The organism is Actinoplanes sp. NBC_00393, from assembly GCF_036053395.1.
GTDB lineage: Bacteria > Actinomycetota > Actinomycetes > Mycobacteriales > Micromonosporaceae > Actinoplanes.
Genome location: NZ_CP107942.1, coordinates 6,079,352 through 6,105,500 on the forward strand (window position 1 = coordinate 6,079,352; position 26,149 = coordinate 6,105,500).

Here is a 26,149-nt window from a genome sequence, read left to right on the forward strand (position 1 = left end):
GCTCCAGGGGAAGGGAGCGGGCGCCGGCCTCGAGCCGGCGCCCGCAGACGCATCAGGAAGCGGAGTACGCCGGGACGACCTCTGCCTTGTACTTCTCAGCAACGGTGTCGAGCGACGCCTTCGGGTCCTTGTTCTGGATCAGAACCTCGGTCGCCATCTGGTCGAGCGGGCCGAAGAACTGGCCACCCTCCGGGATCCACGGGCGGCTCGCGGCGGCCTCGGCGACCGGCTTGAACGCGGAGATCACGGCGTTGTTCTTGACCGTGTCGATCTCGTAGGCGGACTTGCGGGTCGGCAGCACGCCCAGCTTGTCGGCGAGGAACGCCTGCGACTCGGCCGAGTTCAGGTAGTTCACGAAGGCGACGGCAGCCGGGGCCTTCTCCTGCGGGACACCGGACCAGATCACGTAGTTGTGGCCACCGATCGGGGCCGCGGCCTTGGCGGAACCGGCCGGGACCGCGGCGATGCCGAGGTTCTCGACGCCACCGAAGCTCGGGGCGGTCTTGATGTTGTTGACCTCCCACGGGCCGTTGATGATGAACGCGACCTTCTTCTCCTTGAAGAGGGTCATCATCGTGCCGTACGAGTCGGTGGCCGACGGCTTGACCGACGCGCCGCTGTCGATCAGGTCCTTGGCGATCTTCAGACCGGCGACGTTCTGCTCGGAGTTGACGGTGATCTTCTTGTTCGCCGTGTCGACGACGTCACCGCCCTCGCCGTACATGAACGGCAGGGTGAAGTAGCCGGCGGCGTTGACGTACAGGCCGTCGACACCGGTCTTCTTCTTGATGTCCTGCGCGGCGGTCTTCAGCTCGGCCCAGGTCTTCGGCACCTGCACGCCGGCCTTCTCGACCAGCTCCTTGTTGTAGAGCAGCGCCAGACTGTCGGTGACCTGCGGGACGCCGTAGGTCTTGCCGTCGAACTTGTTGGACGCGAGCGGGGCCTCGAGGTAGTCCGCCTCGTCGGCGAGCAGCTCGGAACCGTCCAGCGCGTACAGGTAACCGAGGGACGCGAACTCCGGCACCCAGGCGACCTCGGCGCGCAGGATGTCCGGCGCACCGGTCTTGGCCGCCGCGGCGGTCTTGAACTTGTTCTGCGCGTCCCCGAACGGGACCGACTGGTAGTTGATCTTGACGTTCGGATAGGTCTGGTTGAACTTCGTGATCAGTTCCTTGAACGCCGGACCCTCGTTCTTGGCGTCCGAGGTGTCCCACCACGTGAGCTCGGCCGAGAGGGAGGCCGGGTCGACCTTGGCGGGCGCGGCCGACGTCTCTTCCTTGTCGCCACCACAGGCGGCGATGGAGAAGGCGAGAGTCACGGAGGCCAGGGCGGCGATTCCCTTGGTTATGCGACGCATGTTGCGCTCCTTGATTACCTGCTGGGTTCGGACGGACCGTAGCAAGAAGTTTCTTGCTTTGAAACCCCTTGCGAACCAACTGGCAACACTGGACTCAGTGGAAGGCCCACGATCCGGACTAAGCGGGCGGCATTCGGCCTTCTAGCTGCGCTTCCGTTACGGGGCGACCCCGTACTGCAACGCAACCGTCATGGAAGCAGTTGCATAGTTTGCCAGCACGAGTGTCCGCCGTCACCCTGCTGGAGAACACAGCTCTGCAACTTCTTTCACGATGCACCGAAAGTCCTGACTGGTTCGGAGCAGGCCAGGCCGGGCAAAGTAAAAAGGCGGTGACAGGCCATGCCTGTCACCGCCTCGAGAGGGCGCCGGGTGTCAGATCAGCGCGGTACGACCTTCTCCACCGCCCACTGACGCCAGGTGTCCAGCTTGTGCTGGACCGTGACCAGCTGCTCGCGGACCGGGCCGGGGCCGGTCGAGCCCGGAGTAGTCCGGGCGGCCAGCGCCGAGGAGACCGACAGGACCTCGCGCACCGACGGGTCGAGGTGCTCGCTGATCGTCTTCAGATCGTCGTCGGTGACGTCCTCGAGCTCGCACTCGCGGGCCGAGCAGAGCGCCACCAGCTTGCCGGTGATCTCGTGGGCGTCGCGGAACGGCACTCCCTTGCGGACCAGCCAGTCGGCGACCTCGGTGGCGAGCGAGAAGCCCACCGGTGCCGAGGCGGCCAGCCGGTCCACGCGTACGGTCATCGTGGAGATCATGCCGGCCAGAGCCGGCAGCAGCAGTTCCAGAGTGTCCACCGCATCGAACGCGGGCTCTTTGTCCTCCTGCATGTCCCGGTCGTACGTCAGCGGCAGCCCCTTGAGCATGGTCAGCACCGCGACGAGACCGCCGACCAGCCGACCGCTCTTGCCCCGGGCCAGCTCGGCGATGTCCGCGTTCTTCTTCTGCGGCATGATCGACGAACCGGTGGCGAACGCGTCGTCCAGCTCGACCCAGCCGAACTCGGTCGACGTCCAGAGCACCACCTCCTCGCCGAGGCGGGACAGGTGCACGCCGATCAGCGCGGTGACGAAGAGGAACTCGGCGACGAAGTCACGGTCGGCGACGGCGTCCATCGAGTTCGGCGCGGGGGCGGTGAAGCCCAGCTCCTTGGCGACCGCGGCCGGGTCCAGCGGGAGCGACGAACCGGCCAGCGCGCCGCTGCCCAGCGGGCTGATCGCGGTCCGCACGTCCCAGTCCCGCAGCCGCTCCAGGTCGCGCAGCAGCGGCTGCACGTGCGCCAGCAGCCAGTGCCCGAAACTCACCGGCTGCGCGTGCTGCACATGGGTCATGCCGGGCGCCGGGGTGTCCACGTTGCGAGCCGCCTGCTCGGTCAGCGCGTCGGCCAGCTCGATCAGCGCGACGGCCACCCCACGGGCGTGATCGCGCAGGTACAGCCGCAGGTCGGTGGCGACCTGGTCGTTGCGGGACCGGCCGGCGCGCAGCTTGCCGCCGAGGGTGCCGAGCCGCTCCAGCAGGCCCCGCTCCAGGGCGGTGTGCACGTCCTCGTCCTCGATCGTGGGCCGGAAGTCACCGGCCGCGCACGCCGACTCCAGGTCGTCCAGGGCGGCCAGCATCCGGCCGAGCTCGTCCGCGTCGAGCAGGCCCGCGTTCGCCAGCACCCGGGCGTGCGCGCGGGAGGCGAGCAGATCGTACGGCGCGAGACGCCAGTCGAACTGGACGCTGACGCTCAGCCGGGCCAGCGCCTCCGCCGGGCCGCCCGCGAACCGGGCACCCCAGAGCCGCGTGGGCTCTTCGCTCTCCGGCACACCTTCTCCTTGATCAATCTCGCAGGAAAGTACTTCCTGACCCTATCGCCGTGGGCGTCACGCAGGACGCCAGGCCTCACTGCATAAAAATACTACCAAGATGATAATATTGCGCCATGGCCAGCCTCGATCTCACCGGCGACATCGTCGATCTCACCCGGACCATCTGCGACATCCCCAGCGTCAGCGGCGACGAGAAAGCTCTCGCCGACGCTGTCGAGACCGCCCTGCGCGCCTACCCCCACCTGGAGGTTCTCCGCGACGCCGACGCCGTGGTCGCGCGGACGAATCTCGGCCGGGACACCCGGGTCGTGCTCGCCGGCCACCTGGACACCGTGCCGATCGCGAACAATCTGCCCACCGTCCTCGACGGCGAGATCCTGCACGGCCGCGGCACCGTCGACATGAAGGCCGGCGTCGCCGTCTTCCTGCAGCTCGCCGCCCTGCTCGACAACCCGCGCCACGACGTCACCTACGTGTTCTACGACCACGAGGAGGTCGCGGCTCGCCTCAACGGGCTGGGCCGCCTGGTGCGCAACCACCCCGAGTGGCTGGCCGGCGACTTCGCGGTCCTCGGCGAGCCGTCCGACGGCACGGTCGAGGGCGGCTGCCAGGGCACCATGCGCGTGAAGATCACCGTGCCGGGCGTGGCCGCGCACGCCGCCCGGTCGTGGCGCGGCAGCAACGCGATCCACAGTGCCGGCGCCGTGCTCGACGTGCTGCGCGCCTACGAGCCGCGCCGCCCGGTCGTCGACGGCCTGCAGTACCGCGAGGGGCTGAACGCGGTGAAGATCGAGGGCGGTATCGCCGGCAACGTGATCCCCGACCTGTGCACGGTCTTCGTGAACTACCGCTTCGCCCCGGACCGGGATCCCGACGCCGCCGAGGCGCACCTGCGCGAGGTCTTCGCCGGCTTCGAGCTCGAGGTGACCGACCGCGCTCCGGGCGCCCGTCCCGGTCTGGACCGGCCGGCCGCCAAGCAGTTCGTCGACCTGGTCGGCCGCGAGCCGCAGGCCAAGCTGGGCTGGACGGACGTCTCCCGCTTCGCCGGGCTGGGCATCCCGGCGGTGAACTACGGGCCCGGCGATCCGCTGCTGGCCCACACCGACGGCGAGCACGTGCCGGTCCCGGAGATCCGCCAGGCCCTGCACGTGCTCACCACCTGGTTGAGCTGACTATTCGGCCGGCTCCGCCGCGGCCCGCGCGATCGCACCCGGTACCGAATACATGTGGGCGAACGCGCGGGCCTGCTCTCCGGTCCACAGCGACGAGCCGTGGCCGTAGACCACGCCGGAGCGGGTGGCGGCGTCGAGCAGGCTGTGCGGGCTCTTACTGCCGAGCAGCACGATGCTGCCCTTGTGCAGCCGCACCCGTACAGTGCCGGTGACCCTGGTCTGGCTGGAGTCCAGGAAGGCCCGGAAATCGTCCATGATCGGGTCGAAGTACATCGCCTCGTGCAGCATGTCGCCGTACGTGTTGCCGAGCGTCGCCTTGGTGGCCTGCTGCCGGTTGGAGAGAACCAGCTTCTCCAGCTCGCGGTGCGCGGCGATCAGGATCAGCATGCCGGGCGCCTCGAAACCGACCCGGGCCAGGTTGCCGACCATGGTCGAGCCCATGTGGATGCCGCGGCCGATGCCGTGCTCGCCGCCGAGCACGTTGAGCGCCTGCAGGATCGCGAAGTTCTCGGTATCCCCGGTCAGCGGCTTGCCGTCCGCCGTGGTCGCCGCGACGACCTGGCCCTTCTCGAAGGTGAGCTGCAGCTCGACGCCCTCGGACGGGGCGGCGTCGATCGACTTCGTGTACGTCCAGGCGTCCTCGGGCAGGTACTCCCAGGAGCCGTACGTCTCCTCGCCGCCGATCGAGGTGCCGATCAGGCCCTCGTTGATCGAGTACTTCTTGACCTTCTCGCTCACCTCGTAGCCACGGCCACGCAGGAAGTCGGTCTCCTCCTCGCGGGTGAGCCGCTCGTCGCGGATCGGGGTGACGATCTCCAGCTGCGGCGCCAGGGCGCGGATCACCGCGTCGTAGCGGACGTGGTCGGCGCCGGCGCCGGTCGAGCCGTGCGCCACCGCGTCCGCGCCGACCTTCAGGGCCACCTCGACGACCTTCTCTGCCTGGATCAGCCGCTCCGCGCCGACGCACGACGGGTAGGCGCCGTTACGCAGGTAGTTGGCCTTGATCGCGTACGTGATGACGCGGTCATAAAGCTCCGACCGGGCGTCCACGATGTGGTGCTCGACCGCGCCCAGCTCCTCGGCCCGGGCCTTGACGGCCTCACCCTCGCCGCTGTGCAGGCCGCCGGTGTCGATGTTGGCCGTCACCACCTCCCAGCCCGCCTCCCGGAAGGCGACGAGGGCGTACGAGGTGTCCAGGCCGCCCGAGAAGGCGAGAACGATCTTGCGCTTGGTGGTCATTGCGGCTTTCCTTCGAGAATCGGCACATACGTCTTGCCGTCGCGGCGAACGTGGCCGGGCGGCAGGACATGGAACACGCAGCGGCCTGCCTCGATGTCCTTCTGCATCGCCCGCTGGCGATCGTAGTCGAACGGATCGAGCAGGAAGGTCGGCTCGGGCAGCTCTCCCCCGGCGGGCAGGGTGAGATCGCTCTGGTAGACGAACGACCCCGGCGAGGTGTGGAACGGGACGGTGGCGACCAGCACCCGCAGCGCGCCGAACTCGGTGTGCACCTTGAGCGCGCTGTTGTCGTACTGGGTGACGCCGTCGAGCTTCTGAGCGCGGTACGCGGAGAGGGCGAGCGCCTTCGCGGCCTTGCCGAGACCGACCGCGGGCATCAGCGACCACAGCGACCAGCCGACCCAGCGGCCGTGCTCGGCGCTCGGCGCGGCGCAGTACCCGCCGACCGGGACCGGGCCACGGTAGCCGCTGTCGCGCATCTCCTGCTGCACCTTGCGCAGCAGCAGCTTCACGTCGGTGTCGAAGCGGAACGTGGACCGCTCCACCATCGCGGCGAACTCGTCCTGCGGCAGGCCGGCGATCAGCGCGGCGGCCGGCATCAGGATCAGGTCGACCATCACCCACTGCGGCATCGGGATGCCCCGGTCGCCGAACGCGATGCCGTTGATCACGTTGAAGTAGTTCAGGAAGTCCCGGATCGACCAGTCCTTCTCCGTCGTGTCGGTGAAGTCCAGCCAGGTGAGCTTGTGCCCGTACGGGTTCTCGTTGAGGTGCGGGCGCAACGTGTCGTTGGAGGCGAGGAAGAACTCCACGCCGTGCCCGACCAGCTTGTCGGTGTGATCGGCGAAATCGGGGAAGCGCGCCTCCACCGCGGGCGTGAACATCATGAGTGGTTCTCCTCGGAATCCGCCCGGCTCCACTTACCGAGTTTCTCAGCGAGCTCGGCCCCGGAGGTGGGCCCGCCGTCACGGGCCACGACGAAGATGGTGTCGTCGCCGGCGATGGTGCCGACCACGTCCGACAGACCGGACCGGTCCAGCGCGCTGGCCAGGAACTGCGCGGCCCCCGGCGGGGTACGCAGCACCGCGATGTTGCCGCTCGAATCCACCCCGGTGAGCAGCTCCTTCAGCAGCCGGATCAGCCGCGCCGGTCCCTGCTGGGTCTCCCGCAGCGGGCGCTTGCCGTCCTCCGGGATCAGGTACGCCCCGCTCACCTTGACCGCGTTCAGCTCCTCCAGGTCCCGCGACAAGGTGGCCTGGGTGACCTGCACACCCTCGTGGGCGAGCAGGTCGGCCAGTTCGGTCTGCGAGCGCACCGTACGGCTGCGGATCAGCTCCACGATCCGAGCATGCCGCCCCGCGCGGGTCACCGGAGCACTCACTGTGCGTTCTTCGCCAGGAGCCAGGAGAGCAGGGCCTTCTGCGCGTGCAGGCGGTTCTCCGCCTGGTCGAAGACGGCGCTCTGCGGCCCGTCGATCACCTCGTCGGTGATCTCCTCGTTGCGGTGCGCGGGCAGGCAGTGCAGCACGATCGCGTCCGGCGCGGCGGCGGCGAGCAGCTCCTTGTTCACCTGGTACGGCCAGAACGGGGTGAGCCGGTCCTTGCCGTCGTCCTCCTGGCCCATCGAGGTCCAGGTGTCGGTGGCCACGACGTGCGCGCCGTCGACGGCCTCCCTCGGGTCGCGCACCACCTCGACCGAGCCGCCGGTCCACGCCGCGATCTCCGCGGCCCGGGCGACCACCGCCGGCGCCGGGTCGAAACCGGACGGGCCGGCGACGCGGACGTGCATGCCGGCGGTCGCACCGGCGATCAGGTACGAGTGGGCCATGTTGTTGGCGGCGTCCCCCACGTACGCCAGGGTCCGCCCGGCCGTTCCCCCGAACCGCTCGCGGACGGTCAGCAGGTCGGCCAGCAGCTGACAGGGGTGATAGCCGTCGCTGAGCGCGTTGATCACCGGCACGTCCACGCCGGACGCCAGCTCGGCCAGCCGTTCGTCACCGTGGGTGCGGTAGACCATCGCGGCCACGTACCGGGAGACCACCCGGCCGGCGTCGGCCAGGCTCTCACCGCGCCCGAAGTGGGTGTTCTGGGTGTCCACGATGATCGGCTGCCCGCCGAGCTCGGCGATGCCGGCCTCGAACGACAGCCGGGTCCGCAGGCTGGCCTTGTCGAAGAAGACCGCGACCGAACGCGGGCCGGCCAGCGGCGTGTAGCCGAACCGGTTGGCCTTCATCTCGGCGGCCAGGTCGAGCACGTCCGACTGCTCCTGGGGGCTCAGGTCGTCGTCGTGGAGGAAGTGGCGCAGGGTCACCGGATACCGTCCAGGGCAGCGATCAGGGCGTCGGCCTGATCGGAGGAGATGATCAGGGGCGGTGCGAGCCGGATGATGTCCGGCTGGGGGGCGTTGACCAGGAATCCGGCGTCGAGCAACTGCGCCGCGATCTCCTTGGAGACCGGCTGGGTGAGCACGACGCCGAGCAGCAGGCCGGCGCCACGGACGTGGCTGACCAGCGGGTGGTTCAGGCCCTCGATCCCGCGGCGCAGCTGCTCACCGACCCGCTTCACGTGATCGAGCAGGCCCTCGTTCGCGATCGTGCGGATCACCGCGAGCCCGGCCGCGCAGGAGACCGGGTTGCCGCCGAACGTGGTGCCGTGCGAGCCCGGGGTCAGCAGGTCGGCGGCCGGGCCGAAGGCGATGCAGGCGCCCAGCGGCAGGCCGCCGCCGAGGCCCTTGGCCAGGGTGACGATGTCGGGCTCGACGCCCTCGCCCTGGTGGTGGAACCAGTGACCGGTACGCCCGATGCCGGTCTGCACCTCGTCGAGGACGAGCAACGTTTTGAAGCGGTCGCAGATGGAGCGAGCTGCCGTCAGATATCCGGGTGGCGGAACGACCACGCCGTTCTCACCCTGGATGGGCTCCAGGATCACCATCGCGGTCTCGGTCGTCACCGCGGCTTCGAGAGCTTCGACGTCGCCGAACGGAACGTGGGTGACGTCGCCCGGCAGCGGCCGGAACGGATCCGCTTTCGACGGCTGGCCGGTGAGCGCGAGAGCACCCATGGTGCGGCCGTGGAAGGCGCCATCGGTCGCGACGACATGGGTGCGCCCGGTGAGCCGCGAGATCTTGAAGGCGGCCTCGTTCGCCTCCGCACCGGAGTTGCAGAACAGCACCCGCCCGGACCGGCCGGCCAGGGCCAGCAGCAGATCGGCCAGCGCCACCGGCGGCTCGGAGATGTAGAGGTTGGAGACGTGCCCCAGCTGCTGGATCTGCTGGGTGACCGCGGCGACCACGGCCGGGTGGGCGTGACCCAGCGCGTTCACCGCGATGCCGCCGAGGAAGTCGACGTACTCCTTGCCGTCCTCGGCAGTCAGCACCGCGCCGTCGCCCTTGACCAGGCCGATCGACGGGGTGCCGTAGTTGTTCATCATGGACTGCTGCCAGCGTTCGACCAGGCTCATGAGGGGACCACCATGGTTCCGAATCCTTCTTCCGTGAAGACTTCGAGCAGAGTCGAGTGGGCGACCCGGCCGTCGACGACGTGCGCGCCGGGCACCCCGCCGCGGACCGCGCGCAGGCAGGCCTCCATCTTCGGCGCCATCCCGGACTCCAGCCGCGGGAGCAGCTTCTCCAGGGCGTCGGCGTCGATCTCGCTGGTCAGCGAGTCGCGGTCCGGCCAGTTCGTGTAGAGGCCGGGCACGTCGGTGAGGACGACCAGCTTGCGGGCGCCGAGCGCGACGGCGAGCGCCGAGGCCGCGGTGTCGGCGTTGACGTTGTGCAGCACCCCGTCGGCGTCCGGCGCCACGGTGGCGATCACCGGGATCCGGCCGGCGGCGATCAGGTCGTCCACCGCCGAGGTGTTCACCTGGTCGACGTCGCCGACCTGACCGATGTCGACCGGCTCACCGTCGATCACCGCCTGCCGGCGGATCGCGGTGAACAGGCCCGCGTCCTCACCGGAGAGGCCCACCGCGTACGGACCGTGCTGGTTGATCAAACCGACCAGCTCGCGGCCGACCTGGCCGACCAGCACCATGCGGACCACGTCCATGGCCTCCGGGGTGGTGACCCGCAGGCCGCCGCGGAACTCGCTCTCGATGCCGAGCTTGCCCAGCATCCGGCTGATCTGCGGGCCGCCGCCGTGCACCACGACCGGCTTGATGCCGACCAGGCGCAGGAAGACCATGTCGGCCGCGAACGCCTCCTGCAGCGCCGGGTCGATCATGGCGTTGCCGCCGTACTTGATCACGATCGTGCTGCCGTGGAAACGCTCCAGCCAGGGCAGCGCCTCGATCAGGATCTCGGCCTTCTTCTGCGCTTTCATGAGGAAGAACACCAAGCCTTCACGACGAGTACGCCGAGTTCTCGTGGACGTACCCATGAGAGAGATCGGTCGTCCAGATCGTCGCGCTCATCTCGCCCTCGTGCAGGTTCACCGTCACCTTCACATCCCGGCCGGTGAGGTCGACCTTGCTGCGGTCCTCGGCGGCCGCGCCGTTCTTGCAGATCCACACGCCGTTGATGGCCACGTCGATCCGGTCCGGCTCGAAGGCCGCGCTGGTGGTGCCGACCGCGGCCAGGATCCGCCCCCAGTTCGGGTCGTTGCCGAAGAACGCCGTCTTCACCAGGTTGTTGCCCGCGATCGTCCGGCCCACCTGCACCGCATCCGCCTCGCTGGCCGCGCCGGCCACCTCGATGGCGATGTGCTTGGTGGCGCCCTCGGCGTCGGCGATCAACTGCTGGGCCAGGTCGTGGCAGACCTCGGTGACCGCGGCGGTCAGCTCCTCGAGGGTCGGCTGCTTGTCCGAGGCGCCGCTGGCCAGCAGCAGCACGGTGTCGTTGGTCGACATGCAGCCGTCCGCGTCGATCCGGTCGAAGGTGACCCGGGTGGCCGCGCGCAGTGCCGCGTCCAGCGTCTCGTTGTCCGCCGAGGCGTCCGTGGTGATCACCACGAGCATGGTGGCCAGCGCCGGGGCCAGCATCCCCGCGCCCTTGGCGATCCCGCCGACCGACCAGCCCTCGCGCTGGGCCACCGCGTTCTTCGACACGGTGTCGGTGGTCATGATCGCCTCGGCCGCCTGCGGGCCGCCGTCGGCAGCCAGCGCTTTCGCGGCCGCCTTCACCCCGGGCAGCAGCTTGTCCATCGGCAGCAGCTCGCCGATCAGGCCGGTCGAGCAGACCGCCACGTCGCCGGCGCCGATCATCATCGGCAGGGCGCCCGCTTTCGTCGTGCCGCGCAGGACCGCGGCGGTGTGCTCGGCGGTGGTGTGCGTGTCCCGGAAGCCCTGCGTGCCGGTGCAGGCGTTGGCGCCGCCCGAATTCAGCACGACGGCGCGGATCACACCGCCCTTGAGCACCTGCTCGCTCCAGAGGACCGGCGCGGCCTTGACCCGGTTGCCGGTGAAGACACCGGCCGCGGTGTAGTCCGGGCCGTCGTTGACGACCAGGGCCACGTCCGGGTTGCCGCTGGCCTTGAGCCCGGCAGCGACGCCCGAGGCCCGGAAGCCCTTCGGATGGGTGACGGTCACAGTTCCTCCTGGCTCGGGCACATGAAGCCGCCGGCCGGCGGCCGGTCGAGGTGCGCGATCACGGCGCGACCCCGAACACCGACAGGCCCGTGGTCTCGGGCAGACCGAACATGATGTTGGCGTTCTGCACGGCCTGACCGGCCGCACCCTTGCCGAGGTTGTCCAGCGCGCTCACCACGATGATCCGGCCCGAGTCGATGTCGACGGTGGCCTGCAGGTGGCACGAGTTGGACCCGGCGGTCGCGGCGGTGTGCGGCCAGCTGCCCTCCGGCAGCACGTGCACGAACGGGTCATCCGCGTACGCCGCCTGCAGCGCCTCGCGCGGGTCGCCGCCGTTGAGCCGGCGGGCGGTCACGGTGGCCAGGATGCCGCGCGGCATCGGCGCCAGGATCGGCGTCATCGACAGCGAGCTCGCGCCGGTGGCCTGCTTGATCTCGGCGACGTGCTGGTGGGCGCCGACCTTGTAGGGCGACAGGTCACCCATGATCTCGCTGGCCAGCAGGTGCACCTTGGCGTTGCGCCCGGCCCCGGACGTGCCGGACGAGGCGACCACCACGACGTCCTCCGGGTCGGCGACGCCGGCCGCGATCAGCGGCGCGAGAGCCAGCGTGATCGTGGCCGCATAGCAGCCGGTGTTCGCCACCCGGTCGGAAGCGGCGATGGCCTCGCGGGCGCCGGGCAGCTCAGGCAGGCCGTAGGTCCAGGTGCCGGCGTGGCCGCCACCGTAGTAGCGGGTCCACTGCTCAGCACTCTCCAGCCGGAAGTCGGCACCCAGATCGACGACCTTCACACCGGCGTCCAGCTGGCCGGCCACGGCCGCCGACTGCCCGTGCGGCAGCGCAAGAAAGACCAGGTCAGCGCCGCGCAAGGTCTCCGCATCGGTGGCGCCGAGCACCAGATCAAGACCGGTCAACTGCGGATGTACGGCACTGACGTGCGAACCGGCCTGACTGTGCGCCGTCGCCGCGACGAGGTCGAACTCGGGATGCCCGGCGAGCAGGCGGAGCAGTTCGCCGCCCGCATACCCACTTGCCCCTGCTACCGCGACCCGGATTCCCATACTTACCTCCGCATGACTATGCAGAAGACCGTATCAACTCCCAGACCGCGGCGGCAACCAGGTATCCACTAACCGGCGACTCGGGCGAGGGCGACGCCGAACCAGTTGTGCGGGTCGGTCCACCAGTGGCGCAGCTCGAAGCCGGCCCTGGCCAGCTCGGTGGCCAGGCCGTCGCGGCGGAACTTCGCCGAGACCTCGGTCCGCAGCTCCTCGCCCTCCTCGAAGTCCACGATGAGATCGAGTTCCCGGATGTGCACCCGCTGGCCGGCCCTCGAGCGCAGCCGCATTTCGATCCACTCGCGGTCCGAGTCCCAGAGGGCGACGTGTTCGAACGCCGCCGGGTCGAAGTCGGCGGCCAGCTCGCGGTTGATCACCCGGAGCACGTTGCGGTTGAAGTCGGCGGTCACCCCGGCCGCGTCGTCGTACGCCGGGACCAGCACCGCCGGGTCCTTGACCAGGTCGGCGCCGAGCAGCAGCCACTCCCCCTCGTGCAGCACCGCGCGGAGCCCGGTCAGGAAGCTCGCCCGCTCGGCCGGTTCCAGGTTGCCGATGGTGCCGCCGAGGAACGCCACCACCCGGTTGTCACCGTCGGGCAGGTGGCCCAGGTGCCGGACGAAGTCACCGATCACCCCGCTGACGCTCAATCCCGGATAGGCGAGGTTCAGCGCGTCGACCGCCGACTCCAGGGCCGCCTCGGAGACGTCGAGCGGCACGAACGAGCCGAGCGTGCCGTGCGTGAGCATCGCGTCGAGCAGCAGCCGGGTCTTCTCCGAGGAGCCGGAACCCAGCTCGACCAGCGTCTTCGCCTCGGTGATCCGGGCGATCTCGGGCGCCCGCAGGGTCAGGATCGCCCGTTCGGTACGGGTCGGGTAGTACTCCGGCAGGCGGGTGATCTCCTCGAAGAGTTCACTGCCCCGCGAGTCGTAGAACCACTTCGGCGGCAGTTGCTTCGGTGCGCTGGTCAGGCCGGTGCGCACGTCGGAGCGGAGCGACCGGGCCAGATCCCGGTCGTCGATGAGCTTGATCACGAAATCTCCTCGATGAGAAGCGAAGAAGTGGTGGCGACGACCAGGTGGCCGTCCGGAACCGGGCGCCAGGCGGGATGCGCGTCGAGCGGTTCGGAGGCGATCAGCACGGAGCCGGGGCGGGCACGGACCGACAGCGCGTGCCCGACCGTGGTGGCGATCAGCTGGGTGCCGTCGGTGAGCAGCAGGTTCAGCCGGGAGCCGGGGGCGGCGGCAGCCACCTCACTGACCACGGTGGCGACGGCTTTGGCGGCCGGTTCGCCGGAGCGCAGCTTTGCGCGTACCAATGCCCATAAGGCCGCGGAATCGGTGGGCGCATCCAGGGTGAGCAGATCTTCCACCGGGATCTCGGCCGCCAGGCCGGCGAGGGCCGAAGGCCAGCCGCGCACCACGCCGTTGTGGCTGAAAAGCCACCGTCCGTCGCTGAACGGCGCCGCCGCGGTCTCCACCACCGGCAGGCCGACCGTCGCCGAACGCACCGCCGCGAGCACCGCGCCCGCCGAGGTGGAGGCCGCGAGCGCGGGCAGCGAGGCGTCGGTCCAGATCGGCATGGCGCTGCGGTACCGCACCGGCGTCTCGGCGCCGGCCGGATACCAGCCGACGCCGAAGCCGTCGGCGTTGATGGTGCCGCCGCCGCGCATGTCGCGCGGCGCCCAGGCCTGCTTCACCAGCGCATGCGACGGATCCAAGATCAAATTCTTGAGGGGTACGGGTGACCCGAGGTAACCGAGGTGGCGGCACATTCAGGCGTCCCGCGCACAGCGGAAGCCACTGAAGATCTGCCGCCGGATCGGATGATCCCAGTTGCGGAAGGTGCCCCGGCAGGCGGCCCGGTCGGTGCCGAACGACCCGCCGCGCAGCACCCGGTAGTCGCCGCCGAAGAACACCTCGGAGTACTCCCGGTACGGGAACGCGGCGAACCCCGGGTAGGCCTCGAACCCGGACGACACCCACTCCCACACGTCGCCGATCAGCTGGTGCACGCCGAGCGGGGATGCGCCCTGCGGATAGGCGCCCACCGGGGCCGGCGCCAGATGCCGCTGACCCAGGTTGGCGTGCTCGGCCTCCGGCGACTCGTCACCCCACGGGAAACGGCGGGACCGTCCGGTCACCGGATCCCAGCGGGCCGCCTTCTCCCACTCGGCCTCGGTGGGCAGCCGTTTTCCGGCCCACGCCGCGTACGCCTCCGCCTCGAACCAGCAGACATGCACCACCGGCTCGTCGGCCCGGACCGGCTCGACCCGGCCGAAACTGTTGCGCAGCCACCCGTCGCGGTCGCGGATCCAGTGCAGCGGAGCGGTCAGCCCCGCCCGCTGCCGGTGATCCCAACCGGACGAACTCCACCAGCGCGGATCGTCGTAGCCGCCGGCGTCGAGGAACGCCAGGTACTGCCCGTTGGTGACCGGTGCGGCGTCGATGTAGAAGGCCGGGACGTCGACGGTGTGTGCGGGCCGCTCGTTGTCCAGCGCCCACGGGTCGGTGTCGGTGCCCATGACGAACGGGCCCTCAGAGATGCGGACTTCGCCGTTGACCGCGGCGGCCGAGGACGGCGGTGGCGGGGCGGTGAGCACCGGCGCGCCGGTCCGCAACTGGTGTGTAGCCAGCATCGTCTCGTCGTGTTGCTGCTCGTGCTGCACGATCATCCCGAACGCGAACCCGCTGTCGACCAGCCGCCGGTCCTCGTCGAAACGCACCCGGTCCAGCACGTCGAAGACCTTGTCGCGGACCTGCGCGACGTAGGCCCTGGCCTGGGCCGGATCGAGCAGCGGCAGGGCCGGGCGGTCCCGGCGGGCGTGTTTGAACGCGTCGTACAGCTCGTCGATGTCCTGGCGGACCGGGTCGCGGCCACCGACGTCCCGGACCAGCCAGAGCTCCTCCTGATTGCCGACGTGCGCCAGGTCCCAGACCAGCGGCGACATCAGCGGCGAGTGCTGGCGGATCAGGTCGGAGTCGTCGACGGCGTCGGTGAGCAGCGCCGTGCGGGCCCGGGTGCGCTCCAGTTCAGCGGCGATGGTGAGCCGCAAATCCTGGGTCATTGCTGGGTCCCTTCGTCAGGCGGTCTTCATGAGCCGTCCGGAGACAGCGGCGTGCAGGCGGCGGGAGACGACGTCGGCGACGGTGTCGCGGACGCGTTCCGGCAGGCCGGTGCGGGGCAGGTTCCGGCAGGCGAGATCCGCCAGACCGATCGCGGCGGACCGCACGGCGGGGTCGGCCAGTCCGTACCGGGCGGCCGGGCGCCACCGGTCCACCGAGCCGGCGGCCAGACCGCGGGCCCGGTCGGTGACGGCGTCGTCGGCGAGCAGCGCGCTGAGCACCGCGACCGGGGCGATCCACTCGCCGCCCGGCTGGGTGTCCAGGTAGCGGACCTCGAGATAGCCGCGGGGCCGGACCGGCGGGAAGAGCGTGTTCAGGTGGTAGTCGAGGTCGGCCACGGTCGGTGGGCCTTCTCGTTGTGATCCGCGCAGACGGGACCCGAGCCGGCGTGGGCTGAGCCGGGCCGCCTCCGGTAGCTCGAGGCCGCCCGCCGTGATCCAGTCGGCGAAGGTGACGCCGGGCGGAGCGTCCCACCGGTCGCCGTCGCGCCGCACGCAGAGCAGCGGGGCGTCCAGCGCGTACTCCGCCCACGCTTCGGCCGGGTCGGCGCTGAACGGCACCGGGTCGGTGCGCCGCGGGTCGATGCCGAACCACGCGGCCATCCGGGCGGAGGCCCAGCCGGAATCCCGGCCGGCCCGGCGACGGGAGTTGGCGAACAGGGCGATCAGGGCCGGGCCCCATTCGTGCAGGACCGCCCATCGGTACGGCGTACCGTTGTCCAGACAGACCTGGAGCCCGGCGGTGGCGCCCATCATCGTGCGTCCGGCGCCGTCGAAGGCGCGCTCCATCGCGGCATAGCGTGGGGTGTCGAGGATTCGCCGAGGCGCCCGATAAGGGTCGAGGCCCCGCTCGCCGAGGACGATCCCGGAACGGGCCAGCAACTCGGTGAGGGTGGCGTGATCGGCGGAGACAGCGGTGTGCAGGGCGGACAGGGAATCCGCCGGGGCCGAGGAGATCTCGACCTGACCGCCCGGTTCGACGGTGACCGTGCCACCGGACGGCAGCGGCACGGGATCGGGATTACCGAGGGAGCAGGGTGCGTGCTCACCCAGCGCGGTGGCCAGCTGATCGGCCTGCAGGTATGCCGACGGGTCGCCGGCGGGGTGCGTGGTCCACTCGAGTTCGGCGCCGATCCGCTGCGGCGGGCCGGTTTTGAAACAGATTCCGGAGATGTGTTCGATCGCTTCGCTGGTCCGTCGCAGGACCCGGTCGGCCGAACCCATGTTCCCCCTCACGGTTACTCAAGGTGATTGCTTAACCTCGATGCGTGCGGTCCAGTGAGGACCATACCGGCATCCGGGGAAATCCGCTTCCCCGAACAGGTGACGACAGATCAAAAAGTTCCGGAACCGGGGCGGGGTGCCGGAACCGGTTCCGGACTGGAAGACTCCCAACCGTTCGTGTTCAGCAACCCGGAGGCACCGCATGCCCACAGACTTCCCCTACCAGGACTCTTCGCTCCCCGTTTCGGAGCGGGTGGAGGATCTGCTGGGCCGCATGACCCTGCCGGAGAAGATCGGGCAGATGCTGCAGCTCGACGCCCGGCAGGACATCGGCGAGATCGTTCTGGAGAAGCTGGCCGGATCCATCCTGCACACCTCACCGGCGAAGCTCGTCGAGGCCGCTGAGCTGGTCGCACGTACCCGGTTGCGGATCCCGCTGATCACCGCGGAGGACTGCATCCACGGCCACGGCTTCTGGCCCGGCGCCACCGTCTTCCCGACCCAGCTGGCCATGGCCGCCACCTGGGATCCGGACCTGATCGAGCGGGTCGCCCGGGTCACCGCGATCGAGGCGTCGGCCACCGGCATCCACTGGACCTTCTCGCCGGTCCTGTGCATCGCGCGGGACCTGCGCTGGGGCCGGGTCGACGAAACTTTCGGCGAGGATCCGTACCTGATCGGTGAGCTCGGCGCCGCGATGATCCGCGGCTACCAGGGCGGTGGCCTCACCGACCCGACGGCCGTCCTGGCGACCGCCAAGCACTTCGCCGGCTACTCGGAGACCCAGGGCGGGCGGGACGCCAGCGAGGCCGACATCAGCCGGCGCAAGCTGCGGTCCTGGTTCCTGCCGCCGTTCGAGCGGGCCGCCCAGCAGGGCTGCCAGGTCTTCATGCTCGGCTACCAGTCGATGGACGGGGTGCCGATCACCGCCAACAAGTGGCTGCTCAACGACGTGCTCAAGGAGGAGTGGGGCTTCACCGGCACGCTCGTCACCGACTGGGACAACGTCGGCCGGATGGTCTGGGAACAGAAGGTCTCCCCCGACTACGCCGAGGCCGCCGCGACCGCGGTCAAGGCGGGCAACGACGTCATCATGGTCACCCCCGCCTTCTTCGAAGGCGCCCAGGAGGCGATCCGGCGCGGGCTGCTGACCGAAAACGACATCGATGCAGCGGTACGCCGGATCCTGCGCCTGAAGTTCGAGATCGGCCTGTTCGAGAACCCGCGCACCCCCGACGCCGAACGCCAGCGCGCGGTCATCGGCGCCCCCGGGCACACCGAGCTCAACCTCGAGGTGGCCCGCCGGTCCCTGGTCCTGCTGCGCAACGACGGCGTGCTGCCGCTGCCGGCCGGCAAGCCGAAGCGGATCGCCGTGCTCGGCCCGAACGCCCACGACGTCTCGGCACAGCTCGGCGACTGGGCGGGCAACTCCGGCCAGGTCGACTGGATGCCCGACGGCCACCCGCGCGAGCTGACCTCGACCGTGCTGGACGGGCTGCTGGCCGCGGTCCCGGCGGACTGGGAGATCGTCCACGAGCCGGGTGCGGAGATCGTCCGGCTGGTGCCGGACCCGGACGGCGAGACCTTCCCGGACGGGCAGCCTCGACCGCCGGTAGCGCAGTCGGTCCCGGCCGACGCGGTCCGCCTCACCGCGGCCACCGCCGCGGCCGAGCAGGCCGACTACGCGATCGTCGTGGTCGGCGACACCGTCGAACTGACCGGCGAGGGCAAGTCCACCGCCACGCTGGAACTGCTCGGCGGCCAGATCGCCCTGCTCGACGCGATCGCGGCCACCGGCACCCCGATGATCGTCGTGCTGATCGACTCGAAACCGCACGTGCTGCCGCCGTCGGCGCTGTCGGCCGAGGCGATCATCCAGGCCTTCAACCCGGGCATGCGCGGCGGCCAGGCGATCGCCGAGCTGCTCCTCGGCCGGATCGAGCCGACCGGCCGGATGCCGATCTCCGCGGCCCGGCACGCCGGTCAGCAGCCGATCTACTACAACCAGCTGCGCGGCCAGCACGGCGCCCGGTACGCCGACCTCACCCAGGACCCGCTGTTCGCCTTCGGCGAGGGCCTCAGCTACACGACGGTCGTCTACGACGGCCTGACCATCGGCGAACCCGAGGTTCCGGCCGACGGCGTGGTCCGGGCCACGGTCCGGCTCACCAACACGGGTACGCGGCCCGCGCTGGAAACCGTCCAGGTGTACGTGAGCGACCTGGTCACCAGCTTCACCTGGGCCTCCCGGGAGCTGAAGGCCTACCGGCAGGTCAGCGTGCCGCCCGGCGAGAGCGTGACGATCGAGCTCGAGGTGCCCGCCGCCGTCTGCACGCTGGTCGACGCCGACGGCCGCCGCGTGGTCGAGGCCGGCGACTTCGAACTGCTGGTCGGCCCGAACTCCCGCCCCTCCGCCCTCCAGTCCGCCAAGTTCCGCATCAGCTGAACCCCCAGCCGGCTCGCAGGGCTGTTTCCCAAACCCCGAAACAGCCCTGCGAGCCAGCCACCCCACCCCAGCTGACCGCCAGCGCCGCTTCGCGCGCTGCGAAGCAGCGCTGAGCGTCAGCCCGACCACCCGGCTGACCACGAGCGCTGCTTCGCGCGCTGCGAAGCAGCGCTGAGCGTCAGCCCGACCACCCCAGCTGACCACCAACGTCCCTTCCCGCGCTGCGAAGCAGCGCTGAGCGTCAGCCAGACCACCCGGCTGACCACGAGCGTCCCTTCCCGCGCTGCGAAGCAGCGCTGAGCGTCAGCCCGACCGCCCCGGCTGACCGCCATCGTCCCTTCCGCGCTGCGAAGCAGCGCTGCGGGTCAGCTGGACCACCGCATCAGCCCGGCGGGGGCGCTGGGGCCTGGAGTGGGCTGGTGATCGCTTCGTAGCGAGGAACTGTTCGAAAACTCGTACCTCAAAGCTGTTTCAGGGCCGTGGGATGGCGGCGAAGGCCGACTTCTTGAACCAGCCGGGCAGGGCGCGGCGGAGGGGTTCCGGGCCGGCGAGTTCGAGTTCGCCGGAGCGCAGCGCGGAGGCCCAGGTGCGCTCGCCGCGCCAGACGTCGGTGAGGCAGCGGAGGTCGGCGGTGACCTGTACGTCGATGTCGTGACCGGGGTCGAAATCGCAGATGTCGACGTCGTCGGGGGTGATCACCAGCCACCAGTCGCGGACGCGCGGCGGTGCGGCCGGGAAGCTGAACTGGAGCACCGTGCGCCGTTGCGGGACCGCTTCGTGATCGACTTCGCGGTGCATGTCCCAAAGCAGCAGTTTCGGGTCGAGGTCGCGGTCGCCGAGCTCGGGGATCCAGCGGGTGCCCCAGACGCCGAGCGCCCGCACGATCGGCTCGAGTTCCTTGCCGGCGGGGGTCAGTGTGTACTCCACCTCGGCCCCGAACTGCTGCCGCTCGATCAGGCCGGCCGCGGTCAACTGCTGCAGGCGGCGGGAGAGCAGCGTCGGTGACATGCGCGGCAGGCCACGGCGCAGGTCGTTGAAACGCCGGCTGCCGGCGATCAGCTCCCGGATCAGCAGCATGGTCCACCGCTCGTCGAGCAACTCCATCGCTTTGGCAACCGGGCAGAACTGCCCGTAGGACGCGCCCATGCAGCGACGATAATCCGGCACCGGGCCGGCGGGCGAGGTCCGATTGCGGACAGTCGCGATACACATCGTGTACTAGGCCGCGCCGGTGCGGATTCCTAGCGTCGATGGCATGACGAACACCTTGAAGGAAAAGCACCGCGCCATGTGGGCGTCGGGAGACTACTCGGCGGTCGCGAGCGAGCTCGTCGCCCCGCTCGGGCCGGTCCTGGTCGAAGCGGCCGGCATCGGGCCCGGGCAGACCGTCCTCGACGTCGGGGCCGGCACCGGCAACGCCGCGATCCCGGCGGCCCTCACCGGCGCCACCGTGACCGCGAGTGATCTGACGCCCGAGCTGCTGGCGGTGGGCGAGAAGTACACCGACGCCAAGCTCAGCTGGCGGGAGGCGGACGCGGAGGCGCTGCCGTTCAGCACCGGCGAGTTCGACACGGTGATCTCGTGTATCGGCGTCATGTTCGCGCCGCATCACGAGGCCGCGGCCGGGGAGCTGCTGCGGGTCTGCCGGCCGGGCGGGACGATCGGGCTGATCAACTGGACTCCGGAAGGGTTCATCGGGCAGATGTTCGCGACGATGAAGCCGTATGCCGCGCCGCCGCCGCCCGGGGCTCAGCCGCCGCCGCGATGGGGTGACCCGGCGCACCTGGCCGCGCTCTTCGGCTCGGGAGTGGACGGCGTGACCGTGGAACGGCGGAAGTTGCGGGTGTCGGCCTTCCGGGACGGCGCGGCGTTCCGGGAGTACTTCAAGAGCCGGTACGGGCCGACGATCGCGGTCTACAAGAACATCGGCGATGATTCGCAGCGGGCGGCCGCGCTGGATGCTGAGCTGGCCGCGCTGGCACAGCGGTTCGACGTCGGTGGCGGGGCGATGGATTGGGAGTACCTGATCTACACGGCCCGGCGGGCAGGCTGACCGGGGACGCCGGGCGGCGGCCGACGGGGACGTGGCGCTGTCAAAGCCGGCGCGCGGCCGACGGGGACGTGGCGCTGTCAAAGCCGGCGCGCGGCCGACCGCGGGGTGGCGCACGGTCAAAGCCGGCGGGCGGCGGCCGACCGCGGAGTGGCCCGCTGTCAGAGCTGGCGGGCGGCGGCCACCGGGCGGAGGGTGAAGCCGAGCTTGCGGTAGGTGGCGATCGCCGCGGTGTTCCAGTAGTCGGCGAGCAGCGCTACCCGCTCCCGCCCGGCCAGCTGCTCGTCGGTGGCGAACCCGCACAGCCATGCCGCAAGCCCGCGGCCCCGCGCTTCCGGGCGGGTGGTCACGCCCGCCAGGAAGCCGATCTCATCGGTGGACCACGCCTCCGCCGCGACCGCGATCAGCCGCCCGCCGGCGTCCCGGATGCCCGCCCAGCGCCGCACGTCGACATCGCCCGGCTTCGCGTAGGAGTCCGGAAACGATTCCTCGATGAGCGCGGTCACCTCGGGCCGTTCGTCCACCGCCAGCCAGTGTGGCGCCTCCGCCGGCCGGTGCGGTTCCGGGTTGCCGGGGGCCCGGAATCCGACCGGTTCGGTGGTCTCCATCCAGGCGAACCGGGCGCTGACCTCCAGTTCGGGCATCCGCTCGGCCACCGCGATGACCAGCTCCTCGGGACCGAACGGCCGGAAGTTCCCGCCCACCTCCGGCAGCACCTCGCGCAGCAACCCGGCCAGCGCATCAGCGTCACCGGCCATCACAATCCGGTCCCAGTGCGACAAATCCGGGCAGGCCACGGCCACCGCATCCGGCCTGCTCCACACCTTCGCGTCCCGGGCAGCCGCCGCCCAGCGAATCAGCGGATCACGTTCGATCATCCGGCCATGCTGCCTCATTGACCTGATCTGCCATCCTCGGGCCGGTGCCGAAGCTTCCCTCCCTGCGCGTCGTGATCAACCGGCTGATGACCGTGGCCGCGCTGAGCGCGACCCTCGCGGTCGGTGCCGTGGCAGGAGCAGATCATTGGGTACGCGTGACCGCATCCGATCACATCTATGACGTGTCGTCCGTGCCCGGGGCCCCGGTGGCCCTGGTCCTCGGCGCACAGGTCGATCCGGGTGGCCAGCCGTCCGCCTTCCTCGCCGCCCGGCTGGAGATCGCCCGCCAGCTGTACCGGAGCGGCAAGGTGAAGGCGGTGCTGGTCTCCGGCGATCACGCCGAATGGCATTACGACGAGCCTGGCGCGATGATGGTCTGGCTGGTCGCCCGCGGGGTGCCGGTCAGTCAGGTGGTGCTCGACCATGCCGGCTTCGACACCTACGACTCGTGTGCCCGCGCGCACCGGATCTTCGGCGTGAACCGGGCGATCGTGGTGACCCAGACCTTCCATCTGCCGCGGGCGGTCGCCCTCTGCCGGTCGCTCGGCATCGAGGCCAGCGGGGTCGGTGACGAGACGGTGCGCATCTACCGCCCGCACTGGCTGCGCGGCGAGGTCCGCGAACACGGCGCCTCGCTGAAGGCCGCGGTCGACGTGCTCTCCGGACGCGATCCGGTGTTCCTGGGCCGCCGCGAGACCGGCGTGGACGCCGCCGTCGCCGACAGCTGACGCCGGCCGCCGAGACGGATCCCGGCCGCTACAACGGGCCGTTACGAGCCGCTATGAGCCGCTGCGAGCCGCTACGACAGGAATCGGGGCAGCGCCTTCGCCGCATCGGCGGTGGGGCCGTGCCAGGCCACGTAGCCGTCCGGGCGGATCAGCAGCGACTCGCCCGTGTCCGTGACCGGCGCGGCGATTCGCAGGCGGTCCGCGTACCCCGGGAAGGAACCGGTCGTGACCAACACGTGCCTGCCCTCACGCAGTGCCTCGTAGAGGCGCTCGCCGCCGCGCAGCGTGACATCCTCGGCGCGCGGGGCGCCCGGGTAGCCGATGCCGACGCCGGAGATCACGCCGGTTGCCCGCCGGGCCACCGACGGTAGCCCCAGCAGCACCGAGCCCACCGTGTTGCGCGCCCACCGGGCCGCCCGGGAACGCAGCATCGCCATCCGGATCAGCATGCCGCTGCTGCGCAGGACGAGTTTGCCGACCGGGTGCCGCTCCTGCTGGTAGGTGTCGAGCAGCCCGGCCGGCGCCCAGCCGTCGACGGTGGCGGCGAGCTTCCAGGACAGGTTCGCCGCGTCCTGCAGGCCGGTGTTCATCCCCTGGCCGCCGGCCGGGGAGTGCACGTGCGCCGCGTCACCGGCCAGGAAGACCCGGCCCACCCGGTAGGCCGGCGCCTGCCGCTCGTCGCTGTGGAACCGGGAGAGCCAGCGTGCCTCGGCCAGCCCGAAGTCGGTGCCGTGCACGCGCCGGGTGACCTCACGGATCTCGTCGAGCGTCACCGGGGTGTCGTCGGTGACCTGGCGGCGGCGGTCCCAGGCGAAGACCCGGTACCACCCGTCGCCGAACGGGGCGACCATGGCGAACGCGTCGCCGACCGTGTTGACCGCCAGCACGTCCTCCGGCGGATCGTTCAGTCGCACGTCGGCCAGCATGATCGAGGTGAGCACGGCGTGGCCCGGGAAGGGCAGCCCGAGCGCGGCCCGGACGGAGCTGTGCACGCCGTCGGTGCCGACCACGTAATCCGCGGTGGCTGTCTCGTCGCCGAAGTCCAGCGTCACCCGGTCGGCGTCCTGGGTCAGGCCGGCCAGGCGGGCGCCCCGCACGATCTTGGCGCCGGCCTTCACCGCCCGCTCCTCGAGGGCCTGCTCGATCCGGTACTGCGGGGTGATCAAAAGGTACGGGAAGCGGGAGGGCAGCCGGGTCAGGTCGAGCCGGATCCGGTCGAACAGGCGCAGCCGCTCGACCCGGGCGCCGCTCGCCGTGATCTCGTCGGCCAGCCCGCGGGCGTCGAGAAGCTCCAGCGTGCGGGCGTGCACGCCGAAGGCGCGGGTGAGGTTGGAGGTGCCGGACCGGCGCTCGTAGAGGGTGACCTCGACGCCGGACTGCGCCAGGTCGCCGGCCAGCAGCAGACCGGTCGGGCCGGCTCCGATGATCGCAACGGTGGTGTGCATGACGTGCTCCTTCAAGTGAATGCCAACGCTTGTTGGCAACGATAGGCATCGCTGCGAGATCGAGTCAACACTTGTTGGCAAACACTTGTTGGCATAGATTGGCGGCATGACCGCACCACGCCGCTCCGACCGCACCAGGGCCGCGATCCTGACCGCCGCGCGCGAGCGCTTCGCCGCCGACGGGTTCGAGCGGGCCACCATCCGGGCGATCGCCGCCGACGCGCAGATCGACCCGTCGATGGTGATGCGCTACTACGGCAACAAGGAGCGGCTCTTCGCCGCGGCGGCCGAGTTCGACCTGCGGCTGCCCGACCTGACCAGCACGCCGCGCGACCAGCTGGGCGCCACCCTGGTCGGCCACTTCGTCAACCGCTGGGAGGAGGACGAGACGCTGGTCGCCCTGCTGCGCGCCGCGGTCTCCCACGAGGCCGCCGCCGAGCGGATGCGCAGCGTCTTCGCCAGCCAGGTCGGTCCGCTCGCCGCCCGGGTCGCGCCCGATCCGGCCGAGGCGCCCGCACGTGCCGGCCTGGTCGCCACCCAGATGATCGGCTTCGCAGTCACCCGGTTCGTGTTGCGCCTGCCACCGGTGGTCGCTCTGGACCGGGAGGCGGCCGTCACCTGGCTCGGCCCGACGATCCAGCGCTATCTGACCGAGGCCGCCTGATATCGACAAGCATGGACATCTCGTCGCGGTTGGACGAGAGTGTCATCCATGGCGAGAAGGCGTACCTTCCTGTCCGTGACCGCTGCCGCCGCGGCCGCAGCACCCCTGGCCGCGCCCGCGCCGGCCGCGCAGGCGGCCGGCCCGCGCAAGCGCCCACCCGGCGCTGACCTGCGGGCGATCCTCCGGGAGATCGATGCGGACCGGATCGAGGCGACCGTGCGCAGGCTGGCTGCCTTCGGCACCCGGCACACCCTCAGTTCGCAAACCGATCCGGTACGCGGAATCGGCGCCGCCCGCGACTGGATCAACCGGGAACTCCAGTCCTATGCGCAGGCTTCCGAGGGCCGGCTGACCGTCGAACTCCAGTCGTTCGTCCAGCCCGTCTCGCCGCGCATCCCGGTGCCGACCACGATCACCAACGTCATCGCCACCCTGCGCGGCAGCGTCACACCGGAGCGGATCTACGTGGTCACCGGCCACTACGACTCGCGCGCCTCGGACGTGCTCGACGCCACCAGCGACGCTCCCGGCGCCGACGACGACGCTTCCGGCGTCGCCGTGATCATGGAGCTGGCCCGGGTGCTGGCCACCCGGAAACCGGCCGCCACGATCGTCTTCGCCGCCGTCGCCGGCGAGGAGCAGGGGCTGTACGGCTCCGACCACATGGCCCAGCGGTTCAAGGACGCCAACGCCGACATCCAGGCCATGTTCAGCAACGACATCGTCGGGACGGGCAACCCGGGCGACGGCACGCGACCCGACCCGCGCACCGTCCGGCTCTTCGTCGAGGGTGTGCCCACCTCCGAGACCGCGGCCCAGGCCAACGTGCGGCGCAGCACCGGCGGGGAGAACGACGGGCCGTCGCGGCAGCTCGGCCGCTTCGCCGAGGAGGTCGCGGAGAACCCGCAGACCGGCATGAACGTCCGGGTCATCTGGCGCCGGGACCGCTACCTGCGCGGCAGCGACCACATCTCGTTCCTGCTGCGCGGCTACCCGGCGGCCCGGTTCACCGAGCCCCGGGAGAACTTCGCCCACGAGCACCAGGACGTCCGCGTCGAGAACGGCGTCCAGTACGGCGACCTCGTCGAGTTCTGCGACTTCGGGTACATCGCGCGGGTCGCCCGGGTGAACGCCGCCACGCTGTGGTCCCTGGCGCAGGCGCCCGGCACGCCGAAGGGCGTCGTCATCGACACCACACAGCTCACCAACGAGACCACCCTGCGCTGGCAGGCCGGCACCGAACCCGACCTGGCCGGCTACGAGGTGGTGTGGCGGGAGACCACGGCGCCTGACTGGGAGCACGTCATTCCGGTCGGCAACGTCGTCACAGTCACCGTCGACATCTCCAAGGACAACGTCCTGTTCGGCGTGCGCGCGGTCGGGCGTACCGGTCTGCGCAGCCCGGCCGCCGCACCGCTGCCCGGATAACCGC

At 70.6% G+C, this 26,149-nt stretch carries 23 protein-coding genes; 6 read left to right on the plus strand and 17 right to left on the minus strand.

Features of this window, described 5'->3' with window-relative positions:
• Positions 1-52: 52 nt before the first annotated feature.
• Both OHA21_RS28280 and argH read right to left on the minus strand, forming a co-directional pair.
• The gene (locus tag OHA21_RS28280) at positions 53-1,357 is read right to left on the minus strand and encodes an extracellular solute-binding protein (protein ID WP_328459877.1); all 1,305 of its coding nucleotides are present in this window, start codon (positions 1,355-1,357) and stop codon (positions 53-55) included.
• A gap of 377 nt (positions 1,358-1,734) precedes the next feature.
• Positions 1,735-3,165: an argininosuccinate lyase gene (gene argH / locus OHA21_RS28285; protein ID WP_328459879.1), complete on the minus strand. Its 1,431-nt coding sequence runs from the start codon at positions 3,163-3,165 to the stop codon at positions 1,735-1,737.
• 116 nt (positions 3,166-3,281) lie between these two features.
• On the opposite strand from argH, the gene dapE reads away from it, so the two are divergent.
• Positions 3,282-4,340 (plus strand): succinyl-diaminopimelate desuccinylase, encoded by a 1,059-nt coding sequence (dapE, locus tag OHA21_RS28290; protein WP_328459881.1) that lies wholly within the window; start codon positions 3,282-3,284, stop codon positions 4,338-4,340.
• Here the strand turns inward: dapE and argG are convergent, their stop codons facing one another.
• The 12 genes from argG to OHA21_RS28350 all read right to left on the minus strand — a co-directional run bounded on the left by argG (position 4,341) and on the right by OHA21_RS28350 (position 16,506).
• Positions 4,341-5,579: an argininosuccinate synthase gene (gene argG, locus OHA21_RS28295; RefSeq protein ID WP_328459883.1), complete on the minus strand. Its 1,239-nt coding sequence runs from the start codon at positions 5,577-5,579 to the stop codon at positions 4,341-4,343.
• On the minus strand, positions 5,576-6,466 hold the full coding sequence (locus OHA21_RS28300) for a hypothetical protein (protein ID WP_328459885.1): 891 nt from the start codon (positions 6,464-6,466) through the stop codon (positions 5,576-5,578). Before OHA21_RS28300 ends, argG begins: the two co-directional genes overlap by 4 nt.
• On the minus strand, positions 6,463-6,960 hold the full coding sequence (locus OHA21_RS28305) for an arginine repressor (RefSeq protein WP_328459887.1): 498 nt from the start codon (positions 6,958-6,960) through the stop codon (positions 6,463-6,465). Before OHA21_RS28305 ends, OHA21_RS28300 begins: the two co-directional genes overlap by 4 nt.
• A complete protein-coding gene (argF, locus tag OHA21_RS28310) occupies positions 6,957-7,889 on the minus strand; it encodes an ornithine carbamoyltransferase (protein WP_328459889.1) in 933 nt (310 codons plus the stop codon). Before argF ends, OHA21_RS28305 begins: the two co-directional genes overlap by 4 nt.
• Positions 7,886-9,037 (minus strand): acetylornithine transaminase, encoded by a 1,152-nt coding sequence (locus tag OHA21_RS28315; protein WP_328459891.1) that lies wholly within the window; start codon positions 9,035-9,037, stop codon positions 7,886-7,888. The genes argF and OHA21_RS28315 overlap by 4 nt, the downstream gene beginning before the upstream one ends.
• The gene (argB, locus tag OHA21_RS28320) at positions 9,034-9,900 is read right to left on the minus strand and encodes an acetylglutamate kinase (RefSeq protein WP_328478581.1); all 867 of its coding nucleotides are present in this window, start codon (positions 9,898-9,900) and stop codon (positions 9,034-9,036) included. The genes OHA21_RS28315 and argB overlap by 4 nt, the downstream gene beginning before the upstream one ends.
• Positions 9,901-9,919: 19 nt before the next feature.
• On the minus strand, positions 9,920-11,104 hold the full coding sequence (gene argJ, locus OHA21_RS28325; RefSeq protein WP_328459893.1) for a bifunctional glutamate N-acetyltransferase/amino-acid acetyltransferase ArgJ: 1,185 nt from the start codon (positions 11,102-11,104) through the stop codon (positions 9,920-9,922).
• 58 nt (positions 11,105-11,162) lie between these two features.
• On the minus strand, positions 11,163-12,164 hold the full coding sequence (gene argC / locus OHA21_RS28330) for an N-acetyl-gamma-glutamyl-phosphate reductase (protein ID WP_328459895.1): 1,002 nt from the start codon (positions 12,162-12,164) through the stop codon (positions 11,163-11,165).
• A 68-nt stretch (positions 12,165-12,232) separates the two neighbouring features.
• Complete coding sequence (gene egtD, locus OHA21_RS28335; RefSeq protein ID WP_328459897.1) at positions 12,233-13,192, minus strand: L-histidine N(alpha)-methyltransferase; 960 nt, start codon at positions 13,190-13,192, stop codon at positions 12,233-12,235.
• Positions 13,189-13,932 carry an ergothioneine biosynthesis protein EgtC gene (gene egtC / locus OHA21_RS28340; protein ID WP_328459898.1) on the minus strand — a complete coding sequence of 248 codons (744 nt, stop codon included), beginning with the start codon at positions 13,930-13,932 and terminating at the stop codon, positions 13,189-13,191. The genes egtD and egtC overlap by 4 nt, the downstream gene beginning before the upstream one ends.
• Positions 13,933-15,225: an ergothioneine biosynthesis protein EgtB gene (gene egtB / locus OHA21_RS28345; RefSeq protein ID WP_328459900.1), complete on the minus strand. Its 1,293-nt coding sequence runs from the start codon at positions 15,223-15,225 to the stop codon at positions 13,933-13,935.
• Between the two features lie 15 nt (positions 15,226-15,240).
• Positions 15,241-16,506 carry a glutamate-cysteine ligase family protein gene (locus OHA21_RS28350; RefSeq protein WP_442875179.1) on the minus strand — a complete coding sequence of 422 codons (1,266 nt, stop codon included), beginning with the start codon at positions 16,504-16,506 and terminating at the stop codon, positions 15,241-15,243.
• A 202-nt stretch (positions 16,507-16,708) separates the two neighbouring features.
• On the opposite strand from OHA21_RS28350, the gene OHA21_RS28355 reads away from it, so the two are divergent.
• Positions 16,709-18,952, plus strand: a complete 2,244-nt coding sequence (locus OHA21_RS28355) for a glycoside hydrolase family 3 N-terminal domain-containing protein (protein ID WP_328459904.1) — start codon at positions 16,709-16,711, stop codon at positions 18,950-18,952.
• Between the two features lie 471 nt (positions 18,953-19,423).
• Here the strand turns inward: OHA21_RS28355 and OHA21_RS28360 are convergent, their stop codons facing one another.
• Positions 19,424-20,098, minus strand: coding sequence for a winged helix-turn-helix transcriptional regulator (locus tag OHA21_RS28360; protein ID WP_328459906.1), 675 nt, complete (start codon positions 20,096-20,098; stop codon positions 19,424-19,426).
• Between the two features lie 109 nt (positions 20,099-20,207).
• On the opposite strand from OHA21_RS28360, the gene OHA21_RS28365 reads away from it, so the two are divergent.
• Positions 20,208-21,005 (plus strand): class I SAM-dependent methyltransferase, encoded by a 798-nt coding sequence (locus OHA21_RS28365; RefSeq protein ID WP_328459908.1) that lies wholly within the window; start codon positions 20,208-20,210, stop codon positions 21,003-21,005.
• Positions 21,006-21,163: 158 nt separating this feature from the next.
• Here OHA21_RS28365 and OHA21_RS28370 read toward each other — a convergent pair whose 3' ends face one another.
• A complete protein-coding gene (locus tag OHA21_RS28370) occupies positions 21,164-21,880 on the minus strand; it encodes a GNAT family N-acetyltransferase (protein ID WP_328459910.1) in 717 nt (238 codons plus the stop codon).
• Positions 21,881-21,966: 86 nt separating this feature from the next.
• Here OHA21_RS28370 and OHA21_RS28375 point away from each other — a divergent pair, with 86 nt between their 5' ends.
• Positions 21,967-22,608, plus strand: a complete 642-nt coding sequence (locus OHA21_RS28375; protein WP_328478583.1) for a SanA/YdcF family protein — start codon at positions 21,967-21,969, stop codon at positions 22,606-22,608.
• Positions 22,609-22,679: 71 nt separating this feature from the next.
• Here the strand turns inward: OHA21_RS28375 and OHA21_RS28380 are convergent, their stop codons facing one another.
• On the minus strand, positions 22,680-24,053 hold the full coding sequence (locus OHA21_RS28380; RefSeq protein ID WP_328459912.1) for an FAD-dependent monooxygenase: 1,374 nt from the start codon (positions 24,051-24,053) through the stop codon (positions 22,680-22,682).
• Positions 24,054-24,159: 106 nt separating this feature from the next.
• On the opposite strand from OHA21_RS28380, the gene OHA21_RS28385 reads away from it, so the two are divergent.
• Entirely contained in the window at positions 24,160-24,717 is a 558-nt protein-coding gene (locus tag OHA21_RS28385; RefSeq protein ID WP_328459914.1) for a TetR/AcrR family transcriptional regulator, read from the plus strand.
• Between the two features lie 48 nt (positions 24,718-24,765).
• Positions 24,766-26,145, plus strand: coding sequence for a M20/M25/M40 family metallo-hydrolase (locus OHA21_RS28390; protein ID WP_328459916.1), 1,380 nt, complete (start codon positions 24,766-24,768; stop codon positions 26,143-26,145).
• Positions 26,146-26,149: the final 4 nt, after the last annotated feature.